11 protein-coding genes and 1 pseudogene are annotated in these 11,934 nt (G+C 66.1%); 10 read left to right on the forward strand and 2 right to left on the reverse strand.

The window, feature by feature from the left end:
• Positions 1–212 precede the first annotated feature (212 nt).
• The gene (locus IC63_RS08075; RefSeq protein ID WP_036718862.1) at positions 213–1,427 is read left to right on the forward strand and encodes a M24 family metallopeptidase; all 1,215 of its coding nucleotides are present in this window, start codon (positions 213–215) and stop codon (positions 1,425–1,427) included.
• A gap of 68 nt (positions 1,428–1,495) precedes the next feature.
• Here IC63_RS08075 and IC63_RS08080 read toward each other — a convergent pair whose 3' ends face one another.
• On the reverse strand, positions 1,496–2,272 hold the full coding sequence (locus IC63_RS08080) for a creatininase (protein ID WP_036718864.1): 777 nt from the start codon (positions 2,270–2,272) through the stop codon (positions 1,496–1,498).
• Between the two features lie 98 nt (positions 2,273–2,370).
• Here IC63_RS08080 and IC63_RS08085 point away from each other — a divergent pair, with 98 nt between their 5' ends.
• From IC63_RS08085 to IC63_RS08115, 8 genes and pseudogenes are all read left to right on the forward strand, one after another.
• Positions 2,371–3,264 (forward strand): LysR substrate-binding domain-containing protein, encoded by an 894-nt coding sequence (locus IC63_RS08085; protein WP_036718866.1) that lies wholly within the window; start codon positions 2,371–2,373, stop codon positions 3,262–3,264.
• Positions 3,265–3,390: 126 nt separating this feature from the next.
• Positions 3,391–4,515 carry an ABC transporter substrate-binding protein gene (locus tag IC63_RS08090; protein WP_036718867.1) on the forward strand — a complete coding sequence of 375 codons (1,125 nt, stop codon included), beginning with the start codon at positions 3,391–3,393 and terminating at the stop codon, positions 4,513–4,515.
• 82 nt (positions 4,516–4,597) lie between these two features.
• A complete protein-coding gene (locus IC63_RS08095) occupies positions 4,598–5,443 on the forward strand; it encodes an ABC transporter permease (RefSeq protein WP_036718869.1) in 846 nt (281 codons plus the stop codon).
• Positions 5,440–6,258 (forward strand): ABC transporter permease, encoded by an 819-nt coding sequence (locus tag IC63_RS08100; protein ID WP_036718871.1) that lies wholly within the window; start codon positions 5,440–5,442, stop codon positions 6,256–6,258. The genes IC63_RS08095 and IC63_RS08100 overlap by 4 nt, the downstream gene beginning before the upstream one ends.
• Positions 6,259–6,261: 3 nt before the next feature.
• Positions 6,262–7,350: an ABC transporter ATP-binding protein gene (locus IC63_RS08105; RefSeq protein ID WP_036718873.1), complete on the forward strand. Its 1,089-nt coding sequence runs from the start codon at positions 6,262–6,264 to the stop codon at positions 7,348–7,350.
• A 318-nt stretch (positions 7,351–7,668) separates the two neighbouring features.
• A pseudogene (locus tag IC63_RS18760) lies at positions 7,669–7,796 on the forward strand (IS3 family transposase); the annotation flags it as partial.
• A gap of 188 nt (positions 7,797–7,984) precedes the next feature.
• Positions 7,985–8,914: a tRNA dihydrouridine(20/20a) synthase DusA gene (gene dusA / locus IC63_RS08110; RefSeq protein ID WP_036718906.1), complete on the forward strand. Its 930-nt coding sequence runs from the start codon at positions 7,985–7,987 to the stop codon at positions 8,912–8,914.
• Positions 8,915–9,048: 134 nt separating this feature from the next.
• Complete coding sequence (locus tag IC63_RS08115; protein ID WP_036718874.1) at positions 9,049–9,873, forward strand: sulfite exporter TauE/SafE family protein; 825 nt, start codon at positions 9,049–9,051, stop codon at positions 9,871–9,873.
• Here the strand turns inward: IC63_RS08115 and mazG are convergent.
• Positions 9,868–10,674 (reverse strand): nucleoside triphosphate pyrophosphohydrolase, encoded by an 807-nt coding sequence (gene mazG / locus IC63_RS08120; RefSeq protein ID WP_036718877.1) that lies wholly within the window; start codon positions 10,672–10,674, stop codon positions 9,868–9,870. The two genes, IC63_RS08115 and mazG, sit on opposite strands and share 6 nt — an antisense overlap.
• Positions 10,675–10,740: 66 nt before the next feature.
• Here mazG and IC63_RS08125 point away from each other — a divergent pair, with 66 nt between their 5' ends.
• The gene (locus IC63_RS08125; protein ID WP_036718880.1) at positions 10,741–11,910 is read left to right on the forward strand and encodes a M20 aminoacylase family protein; all 1,170 of its coding nucleotides are present in this window, start codon (positions 10,741–10,743) and stop codon (positions 11,908–11,910) included.
• Positions 11,911–11,934: the final 24 nt, after the last annotated feature.

The following is an 11,934-nucleotide window of genomic DNA, read 5'->3' on the forward strand; positions in this document are numbered from 1 at the left end:
GCCCCTGTCGGTCGTGAACAGCCGGAACACGCGCGCATCCCCGGGCGCGTTCTATCGCTGGGAGCATTTGCGCTCAGACTGACGGCGCGGGCAGTCGATCGCCCCCGCACCGCCGCGGCGCAAATGCAGCCATAACCAGAACAAATTTCTGCGCCTCCCATTCGGGAGCTACTTTCGCAGCGAGATCCGAACCGCGCGAAGGGAGGCGCACGATGACCGACGACATGCTGCACGTCATGGAATGGCACAATGGCGACAAGGACTATTCCCCGTTCTCCGACGCCGAAATGAAGCGCCGCCAGGACGACGTGCGTGGCTGGATGGCCGAGAACGATGTCGATGCTGCGCTGTTCACCAGCTATCACTGCATCAACTATTACTCGGGCTGGCTCTACTGTTATTTCGGCCGCAAGTACGGGATGGTCATCACCCAGGACGCCGCCACCACCATCTCGGCCGGGATCGACGGCGGCCAGCCGTGGCGGCGCAGCTTTGGCGACAACATCACCTATACCGACTGGCGGCGCGACAACTTCTACCGCGCCGTGCGGCAGCTGACGCCCGGCGTCCGGCGGCTGGGGATCGAGTTCGACCACGTCCACCTCGACTATCGCAAAGCGCTGGAGGCCGCGCTGCCGGGCGTTGAGTTCGTGGACATCGCCCAGCCCTCGATGTGGATGCGTTCGATCAAGTCGGCCGAAGAGCACGCCCTGATCCGCACCGGCGCGCGCATCTGCGACGTCGGTGGCTGGGCCGTGGCGGGTGCAGTCAAGGCGGGTGTGCCGGAACACGAGGTCGCCATCGCGGGTACAAATGCGATGATCCGCGAGATCGCGAATTCCTTTCCCTTCGTCGAGCTGATGGACACCTGGACCTGGTTCCAGTCGGGCATCAACACCGACGGGGCGCACAACCCGGTCACGAACAAGAAGATCGCCTCGGGCGATATCCTGTCGCTGAACACGTTTCCCATGATCTTCGGCTATTACACCGCGCTGGAGCGCACGCTCTTCTGCGATCATGTCGACGATGCGAGCCTTGATATCTGGGAAAAGAACGTGGCCGTGCATCGCCGCGGGCTGGAGCTGATCCGCCCGGGCGCCAAGTGCAACGAAATCGCGCTGGAACTGAATGACATGTATCGCGGCTGGGACCTGCTGAAATACCGGTCGTTCGGCTACGGCCATTCTTTCGGCGTGCTGTCGCACTATTACGGCCGCGAGGCAGGGGTGGAACTGCGCGAGGATATCGAGACCGAACTGAAGCCAGGCATGGTCGTGTCGATGGAGCCGATGGTGATGCTGCCCGAAGGGGCACCCGGCGCCGGCGGCTACCGCGAACACGACATCCTGATCGTGACCGAAACCGGGGCCGAGAACATCACGGGTTTCCCCTTCGGCCCCGAACACAACATCATCCGGAACTGACCCTTCGGGTGTTCAAGGGACAGGGGCCGGACGACCCGGCCCCTTCGCCGTTTCCGCGGAGGGTGCGCTCAGCCGAACTCGGTCCGCAGCGCTGCGACGATCCCCGCCGTGCAGACCTCGAGCAGGATGTGACCCTTGTCCACCGACGCCTCCCTGGGCGAGGACAGGGTGCCCGAGGGCGGCGTCCATTCCGGGCGGACGGGATAGACGTCGTAGGGCGGGAAGGTCGCGGGGGGGTGATCCACAGCGCGGTCGAGATGGACCAGATGCGGGTGCAGCGCCAGCATCAGCGAGGTTTCCAGAACGCCTCCGTGTTCCACGTCCCAACCGGGGAAACCGCCGGGATAAAGCTGAGCAATCGCCTCGTTGTGGACGAAATCCCAGTAGGAAAGCACCACGATCTTGAGGTCGGTGATCCCGTCCCAGCGCGCCTCGCGCAGCGCAAGGTCTATCGCCTCGACGATGAACCACGAATTCTCGAAGTGCCCGTTCACCAGGCAGATCTTGCGCACCCCCTGTTTCGCGAACGATTTCACCACGTCCTTCAAGCTGGCGACCAGCGTGGCGCCGTCCAGGCTGGTGGTGCCGGGCAGATGGTTTCCCCCTCCCGATTTCTGGTGCGACTTGTAGCCGTAGGTGAATGGCGGCGCGACCAGCGCCCCGATGGCCAGTGCCACGCGCCGGGCGAATTCGGTTGGCAGCAGCACGTCGACATGCAGCGGCATGTGGTGGCCGTGCTGTTCCATCGAGCCGATGGGGATGAGGATCGGCGTCTGCCCCTCACGGACTGCTGCGTGATAATCCGGCCAGGTCATTTCCGAGGCAAACGCAGTGGCGTACTTCATGAATGGACCCCCTACACCGACATGCTGCAAAAGCTACGTTGCGAGGTCTCGATCAGAAAAATAGATTGTGACAATACGTCCATTGACGGGGCAAATCCATGCCGCTGCTCACCAACCTCCCGACCGACTTGCTGCGCACATTCATCGCCGTGGTCGAGCTGGGCGGGCACTCCAAGGCGGGGGCACTGCTCGGTCGAAGTCAACCGGCCATCTCGTTGCAGATCCGCCGACTTGAAGATCTGGTCCGCACGCCCCTTCTGGCGCACGAGGGGCGCACCATACTGCCGACCCCTGCGGGCGAGGCGCTGCTGTCCTATGCCCGCGAGATGGTGCGCATCAACGACGAGGCGGTGCGCTATTTCCATCGCTCGGAAGTGGCTGGAGTACTGCGGATCGGTTTGCCGACGGACTATGCAGTGGCATTCCTTCAGAACACCCTGACGACCTTCCTTCACCATCATCCCGGCGTGGATCTGGAAATCCACTGCGACCTCAGCCGCGAACTGCACCAGCTGCTGCGGACGGACAAGCTGGACGTCATCGTGGCGACGATGGAGCAGACGCGCATGCCCTATCTCTCACGCGCCTGGCTTGAGCAGCCGGTCTGGGCAGCGTCCGAGACCCTCGCCATCGATCCGGCGCGTCCAGCGCCGCTTGGGGCCCACCTGGAGGGGTGTGATTACCGGGCGCGCATGATCGACGCGCTGGATGCGGCCGGGCGGCGCTGGCGGATCGTCTACACCGGACCGGGTATCTCGGGGCTGCAGAACGCGGTGCTGAACGGGCTCTGCGTGACCGCATTGACCCATGCCACCTATCTGCCCGGGATGCGGTTGCTGACCGAAGACGAGGGGTTTCCCAGGCTCGAACCGCTGCGGATCGGGCTGTTCTACAAGCATCCACGCCTGTCGCCGGCGGGACTGCAGCTGGTCAGTGACCTCGTGGCCGGAATCGAGGGCGTCGGATCAGGTATCCGTACGGTGCCGACGTGACAGGACGCATCTCCCGATAACCCGCGCTTATGCGTGGATTTCAAGAACCGATTTTGCGGCCTCTGCCCCATCTCCTAACCTCACGGAAACAACGCACCCTTCGGGCCATGAAGAGGGAGTACCTGAATGACCAGAACCCACCGGATGTCGGTCGACCTGACAAGACGCACCTTGCTGGGCGCAGGGGTCGCGGCGCTGGCGACCCCCATGCTGGCCCGCCGCGCCTCTGCCGCGCCGACCGAGCTGACCATGCTCGCCTGGTACGGCCATGCCGAGCCCGACATCGTCGCCGAGTTCGAAGCCGCCAACAACGTCAAGTTCGTGCCCAAGTACTATACCGGTGGCGACAACATGCTGGGGCTGATCTCGCAATCGCCGCCCGGCACCTTCGACGTCATCCTGTCGGACGCCGAATACGTGACGGCACTGAACGAGAACGGCTATGTCGAGGAACTCGACCCGGCCGATTACGACATCGCTGACTACTTCCCCGAATTCCAGAACTTCCCCGGCAACTGGAAGGACGGGAAACTGTTCTCGCTGATCGCCCGCTTCGGCTTTCTGGGCGTGGCCTATAACACCGACGCCCTGACCGCGGCCGAGGCGTCGACCTACAAGGTGTTCTGGGATCCCAAGCTGAAAGGCAAGGTCGGACATTTCGACTGGCACCTGCCGAATCTCGGCCAGATGAGCCTGCTGAACGGAAATCCCGAACCCTACGACATCGACGAGGCCGGCTGGGAAGCCGTGAAGGAACGCACGATGTCCCTGCGCCCGCAGGTCGGCGGGTTCTTCGATTACGGCGGGACGTTCTCGTCGCTCAACGACGGCCAGATGCTCGCCTTCTGCGGTATCGGTGACTGGATCACCGGCGTCTTGCGCAAGAACGGCGCCAAGGTGGACAGCGTCATCCCCGAAGAGGGCGGCTTGCAGTGGTCGGAATGCTTCTCGATCGGCAAGGGATCGGCCAAGGCCGACCTGGCAAAGAAGTGGATCCAGTACATCACCTCGGCCAAGGGGCAGGCGAAGTCCGCGCAGATGGCTGCCTATCCCGCGTTGATCCCCAACCAGAAGGGTTGGGACGTCCTGCAGGCCGAGAACCCCGACGAGGCCAAGCGTCAGGGCATGACGAAGGACCCGGGCAACGCGATGGACATGATCCGCACCGGCCGCGTCAAGTTCCGCCAGTGGCCGATCCAGCAGGATTTCGAGACATGGAACGACTTCTGGTCAGAGTACAAGGGCGCCTGATCGGGTGACCTCACCTCCATGTGCGGACCGGCGGTGCTGAAGCCCGCTGGTCCATTTTCCCCCGCCAGAGGACCACCCGTAGATGCGACGCCCGATCTCTCTCTATGGTCTGACGTTCTCGCTGCCGCTCTTGATCTGGCAGGTCCTGTTCTTCGTCTTTCCGCTGCTGTTCCTGGTGGCTCTGTCCTTCTGGACCGTCAAGAACTTCGCCCTCCGGCCTGGCTTCGACACGGTCAACTGGACGACGATCTATGGCCGCGCCGTGTTCTGGCAGGCGTACGGCACGACGCTTGCCCTTGCCGCTGCGGCCTCGGTCCTGACCACTGTCCTGGCGTTTCCGGCGGCCTACGCCATTGCCTTCAAGCTGTCCGACACGGCGCGGCGCTGGGCGGTGTTCCTGATGGTGATCCCCTTCTTCACCAGCTACCTCGTGCGGGTCTATTCCTGGCAGATTTTCCTGTCAGACAACGGGATCTTCAACGCCATCCTTGGCTGGATCGGGCTTGGCCCCTTTGCGATGCTGAACACCCCGGGTGCCACGATGATGGGCTATCTGACGCTCAGCTATCCACTGGTGGTGCTGCTGCAGGTATTCAGCCTGACTTTCATCGACCGCACGCTGATCGAGGCTGCGCACAATCTGCGCTGCGGGCGCCTGCGCACGGTGTTCGAAGTGATCATCCCGTCCGCCCGAACGGGGCTCGTGATCGCGGCGCTGTTCTGCTTCATCCTGTCATTCGGTGATTTCGTCAGCCCTGTCTATCTGGGGGGCGGAAAGCCCACGACGCTGTCGATCCTGATCACCGACACCACGAAATCCGGCCAGCAATGGCCGCGCGCCGCGGTCATCGCGCTGTCGATGATCGGCACGCTGATGATCGTGGCCTTCACGGCCGTGACCTTTGCCTACAGGGGTAAGACGAAATGAGCGCCCATGACCCCAACCGCAATCGGACGGTCGACCGGGGGCTGATGATCTACCTGGTCCTGGCTTACGCCTTTGTCTTCGCGCCCATTGCGGCGAGTTTCGTGTTCTCCTTCAACTCCGACCGCTTCCCCTCGCTGCCGCTCGGCAGCTTCACGCTCGACTGGTATCGCGCTGTCGCAGATGATCCGTTGGTATGGAGCGGGGCACGCAACACGTTCATCGTGGGCGTGATCGTGGGCGTCATCTCGACCCTGCTGGGGTTCGGGGCCGCGTATACGGATTATCGCTACAAGTTCGCGGGCAAGCAGGTCTACCTGGCGCTGGCGCTGCTGCCGCCGACAATCCCGGTCATCATCCTCGGCTTGGCGATGCTGGCCTATCTCTCCCGCATCAACCTGTCGGGAAATGCGCTGTCGGTCATCATCAGCCATGTCGTCGTCTGCGCCCCCTTCGCGATGGCGATCATACGCCTGCGCCTGTCGCAGATGGACCCCGCGCTGGAACCCGCCGCGTGGAACCTCGGCGCCTCGGAATGGGCGGCGATGCGCCATGTCATCCTGCCCTTCTGCGCGCCGGCGATCTTCGGGGCTTTGTTCATCACCATGGCCCTATCGTTCGATGAGTTCGCCGTCGCCTGGTTCGTCTCGGGCCTGAATGAGACCCTTCCGGTCAAGGTGCTGGGTTTCCTGCAGGGCCAGGTCAGCCCGCGCATCAACGCGATCGGCACGTTCGTCTTCATCCTGTCCATGACGCTGGTCATTCTGGCGCAACTTCTGCTGTCGCGGCGTGATGCCCGACCGGCCGACGAGGAGTAATGCATGACCCCCGACACCCTCGTTTCCTTTGAAGGCGTGGTCAAACGGTTCGGTGGTTTCGTGGCTGTCCAGCGCCTCGATTTCGAAATCCGCAAGGGTGAATTTCTTGCCATCATGGGATCGAGCGGCTGCGGCAAGACCACGACGCTCCGGATGCTCGCCGGGCTTGAGGCACCGAGTGAAGGGGTGATCCGGCTGTCGGGTCAACCGGTCAACGACCTGCCGACCTGGCGCCGTGACACGCCGATGGTCTGGCAGAGCCTTGCGCTGTTTCCGTTCCTCAATGTGCGCGAGAATGTCGAATTCGCGCTGAAGATGCGCGGGACGCCCAAGGCCGAACGACGGCGCCGGGCCGAGCAGTGGCTGGAGCGGATGCACATCGGCGAATTCGCCGAACGCAACATCTCGCAGCTGTCAGGCGGGCAGCGCCAGCGCGTGGCCCTCGCCCGGTCCCTGGTGGTCGAGCCGGAAATCCTGTTGCTCGACGAGCCGTTGTCCGCGCTCGATGCGGCGCTGAAGGTCCGCATGCAGTCGGTCCTGAAAAACCTCCAGCGCGAGACGGGCATTACCTTCGTCTATGTGACCCACAGTCAGTCCGAGGCCTTCTCCATGGCCGACCGTGTGGTGATCATGAGCCGGGGCAAGATCGAACAGATCGGCACGCCCCAGGACATCTACCGCCGTCCCGGAACGCGCTTCGTCGCCGAATTCCTGGGATCGTCGAACATCTTTCAGGGAACGCTGGCGCGTGATGCGCAGGGCGGAAGCGCGCTCGAAACACCGCTCGGCAGTTTTGCGACAGAAAATATCACCGGTCTCGAGGCTGGAGCCCAGGCGACGATGACTGTGCTCGACACGAAGACCCACCTTGCAGCCGAACGCCCGGCGGGGGAGCGCAACGTCTTGGCAGCCCGCATGATCGGCGAGGAATTCGTGGGCTCGGTCGCCACGATCTATCTGGAGGCAGCGGGCGGACAGGAAATTCGCGTCCAGAAGGGTCATGACCAGCTGGCCGCGCTTCCTCTCGAAATCGGGCGCGAACTGTTCGTGCACTGGAATCCGGCCGATGCACATATCATTGCCGAGGCGTGATGGCCTGACCGAGATGCAGTCCGCCTCCATGCAGGCGGCCTTTGTCCTTGCCCTTTGTCCTGGCAGCGGCCGGTTGCTGCCGCTGGCCTTGGACATGGCGTGGGACCGCCTTGCCGTTCATGCCCCCGGCGAAGCTGGTGGGCGGAACCCCGTGGATTTCCCGGCCGCCGGTCCTGAACGGAATTCTGCCTGAGACAGCGAGCGGCATTGACACCCATAGGCCTCCGTGTCCCGCATGGGCGGCCTTTTCCCGGGTGGAGCCTGATCCCGCCCCCGTGGTGCGCCTGGTCTTTCTTCGTTGTCCCTCGTTCACAGCGCTGCCTCAGTGAGGAAATCTTCCACCGCCTCGCAGATGCCCGTCGCAAGCTGGCGCTTGGGCGATACGGCTGGAACCAGTCCCGCCGCACTCCTCGCTGGGCGGTTTGCCCCCCGCAGGCGCGCGCCGGCCGCGAGGCGGCCCCCGGCTCAAGCCGCGCGCTGGAATTGCCGGGGCGGGTCGTGCTAGGCACGGTGTCTGCCAGCCGCCCCGGATCCCCCGATGACCCTTGCCCGCGTCTCCACCGCCTTGTCGGCCTCCCCAGACCCGTGGGCCGGCAGCGCGGCCCGTCAGGCGGCGCGGCTGGCGGTGGCGCCGATGATCGACTGGACCGACCGGCATTGCCGCGGCTTTCACCGCCTGCTCAGCCGCCGGGCGCTGCTGTATACCGAGATGATCACCGCCCCCGCCATCGTCCACGGCGACCGCACCCGGCTGCTGGATCACGACGGCGAGCACCCGGTCGCGCTGCAGATCGGCGGGTCGGAACCGGCGCAGCTGGCCCAGGCCGTGCGGATCGCCGCGGACTGGGGCTATGACGAGATCAACCTGAATGTCGGCTGCCCCAGCGACCGGGTGCAGTCGGGCTGCTTTGGCGCGGTCCTGATGAAGACCCCCGCTCTGGTCGCCGACTGCGTGGCCGCGATGCAGGACGCTAGCCCGGTCGAAGTGACGGTGAAATGCCGGATCGGCGTCGACGACCAGGACCCGCACGAGGTGCTGCCCGCCTTCCTGGCCGCGATGCAGGAGGCCGGCGTCCGCCGCGTCATCATCCACGCCCGCAAGGCCTGGCTGCAGGGGCTGAGCCCGCGCGAGAACCGCGAGATCCCGCCGCTCGACTATCCGCTGGTCCACGCGATGAAGGCGGCCTTCCCGGCGCTGCACCTGTCGATCAATGGCGGGATCGGGACGCTGGATCAGGCGCGGGACCAGCTTGCGGTCATGGACGGCGCGATGCTGGGCCGCGCGGCCTATCACGAACCCTGGGCGATCCTGGGCGAGGCCGACCGGCTGTGGGGCGACGCGCCGCCGCTGGCCGGTCCGGTCGAAGCGGCGCAGGCGATGCGCGCTGTGCTCGCGCGGCACATGGAGCAGGGCGGGCGGATGCACCAGATCACCCGGCACATGCTGGGGCTGTTCCACGGCCGCCCCGGCGCGCGCGCCTGGAAGCGTATCCTGTCCGAGCGCGGCGCGGCCGGGTCGCTGGCGGATTACGACGCGGCGCTGGCTGCGGTCGGCGCGGCGTAGAGGTCGAGGCCGGACCGGGGCGCGGCCCCGGGATATTTCAGACCGCCCGAGCGGCGGACGGCGCATGACACGGGCGTGGCTTTCCGCCCGCGGCATAGCGCGCTAAAGCCCGACGGAACGACGGACGGAACGGGATGACGACCTTGGCGATGACCGCGGACATGCTGCCCTATCTTGCCGCGCTGCTGGCTGCGGGTGCGTTCGCCGGCATCCTCGCAGGGCTTCTGGGCGTGGGCGGCGGGATCGTGCTGGTCCCCGCCTTCGTTGCCATCCTGACCGCGGCGGGCTATGGCACGGGCGATCTGATGCAGGTCTGCCTTGCGACCTCGCTGGCGACGATCTTCGTCACCTCGATCCGCTCGGTGCTGGCCCATCACCGAAAGGGCGCGGTCGAGTGGGACATCATCTGTAGCTGGGCGCCGTGGATCATGGCCGGCGCGATCCTTGGGGTCTGGCTGGTGTCGCGGTTGTCGACGCAAAGCCTCAAGCTCATCTTCGGCGTCCTGGTCCTGGCGGTGGCGAGCTTCATGCTGGTCAGCCGGCCCGACTGGCGGGTCGCCGACGCGCCCCCGACCGGGCTGCGGCGCGGGGCGATGGCCACCATCGTCGGGCTGGTCGGCGTACTGCTGGGGATCGGCGGCGGGTCGCTGGGGGTGCCGATGCTGACGCTGCACGGCCGGCCGATGCACCGGGCGGTGGCGACGGCGGCGGGGTTCGGCGCGATCATCGCGCTGCCCTCGGTCGCCTCGTTCCTGTTCGTGCCCGCCGCGGGCGCGCCGCCGGGGACGGTCGGGTCGGTGAACCTGCCGATCTTTGCAATCACCATCGCCATGACGCTGCTGACCGCCCCGATCGGGGCCAGTCTCGCCCACGGCACCGACGCGCGGCGGCTGCGGCGCATCTTTGCGCTGTTCCTGCTGGCCGTGGGCCTCAACATGCTGCGCAAGGCGCTGCTATAGCGCCTGGCCCCGCTCGGCCGCCTTGGCCGCGTCCCACAGCGCGTCCATTTCTGCCAGGTCGGACTCCTCGGGGCGGCGGCCGTCGCGGGCCAGCGCCGCCTCGATCGACTGGAAGCGGCGGGTGAACTTGGCGTTTGCGGCCCGCAACGCCTCTTCCGGGTCGATATTCAGATGCCGAGCGAGGTTGGCCACCACAAACAGCAGATCGCCCATTTCCTCGGCCAGGTGCGTGGCATCGCCGCTGTCGCGGGCGGCGACCAGCTCGGCGGTTTCCTCGGCCAGCTTGTCCAGCACCTGATCGGTCGCGGGCCAGTCGAAGCCCACCCGCGCGGCGCGGTTCTGCAGCTTGATCGCCCGGGTCAGCGCCGGCAGGCCAAGCGCCACCCCGTCCAGCGCGCCACGCTCGGCCCGCGCGGCGCGTTCGGTGGCCTTGATCGTCTCCCAGTCGCGGACCTGCTGGGCGGCCGACTTGTCGCGCGATTCGTCGCCGAAGACATGCGGATGGCGCGCGACCAGCTTGTCGGAAATCGCCCGCGCCACGTCGGCAAAGTCGAACATCCCCGCTTCGGAGGCCATCTGGGCGTGGAACACCACCTGCAGCAGCAGATCGCCCAGCTCGCCCGGCAGCTCGTCCCAGGCCTTGCGATGGATGGCGTCGGCGACCTCGTGTGCCTCCTCGATCGTGTAGGGGGCGATCGAGGCGAAATCCTGCTCGATGTCCCACGGGCATCCCGTGGCAGGATCGCGCAGCGCGGCCATGATCCCGATCAGGCGGCCGGTTTCGTAGGTAGCGTCGGTCATGGACAATCCTGCCCGCTTCGGATGGACTGGCCGCACCAGACACAGACAGCCCGAAAGAGTCCACCCATGCCCCTCCTGAACCGCATCGCAGGCTATGCCGACGAGATGACCACCTGGCGCCGTCACCTGCACCAGCACCCCGAGCTGCAGTTCGACCTGGGCGAGACGGCGGCCTATGTCGCCGAACGTCTGCGCGAATTTGGCGTCGACGAGCTGCACGAGGGCATCGCCCGGACCGGCATGGTGGCGATCATCAACGGGCAGGGTGACGGCCCCACCATCGGCCTGCGCGCCGACATGGACGCGCTGCCGATCGAAGAGGCGACGGGGGCCGCGCATGCCTCGAAACACCCCGGCAAGATGCACGCCTGCGGGCATGACGGGCACACCACGATGCTGCTGGGGGCGGCGAAATACCTGGCCGAGACGCGCAACTTCTCGGGCCGCGTGGCGCTGATCTTCCAGCCGGCCGAGGAAGGCGGGCGCGGGGCCAAGGTCATGGTGGACGAAGGCATCATGGACCGCTTCGGGATCACGCAGGTCTATGGCCTCCACAATTCGCCCAATGTCGCGCTGGGCCGGTTCGAGACTACGCCCGGTCCGCTGATGGCCGCGGTCGATGCGTTCGACATCCACATCAAGGGCCGCGGCGGGCATGGCGCGATGCCGCACGAGACCGCCGACCCGGTGATCGCTGCGGTGGGGATCGTGCAGGCGATCCAGTCGATCGTCAGCCGCAACCACAAGGCGATCGACGATCTGGTGGTCTCGGTGACCCAGATCCACGCCGGATCGGCCCACAACGTGATCCCCGACACCGCCTATATCAACGGCACGGTGCGGACCTTCGACGCGCAGGTGCAGGCGATGGTCATGCGGCGGATGGCCGAGATCGTCGCCGGCCAGGCGGCGAGCTTCGGGGTCGAGGCGGTGCTGGACTACCAGACCGGCGATCCGGCGACGGTGAACGACCCCGCCTGCGCCTCGTTCGCGGCACAGGTGGCGCGCGAGGTGGCGGGCGTCGATCACGTCGACGCCGAGTGCCCGCGCGAGATGGGGGCCGAGGATTTCAGCTATATGCTGCAGGCCCGGCCCGGCGCCTATCTGTTCCTGGGGCAGGGCCCGGGCGCGGGGCTGCATCACCCGGCCTATGACTTCAACGACGAGATCGCGCCGATCGGGGCCAGCTTCCTGGCGCGGCTGGTGGAGCGGGCGCAGCCGGCCCCGGCGGGGTAGGGGGCGAACCGACGGGGCCGGCTG

It is taken from the genome of Paracoccus sphaerophysae, assembly GCF_000763805.1.
Lineage (GTDB): Bacteria > Pseudomonadota > Alphaproteobacteria > Rhodobacterales > Rhodobacteraceae > Paracoccus > Paracoccus sphaerophysae.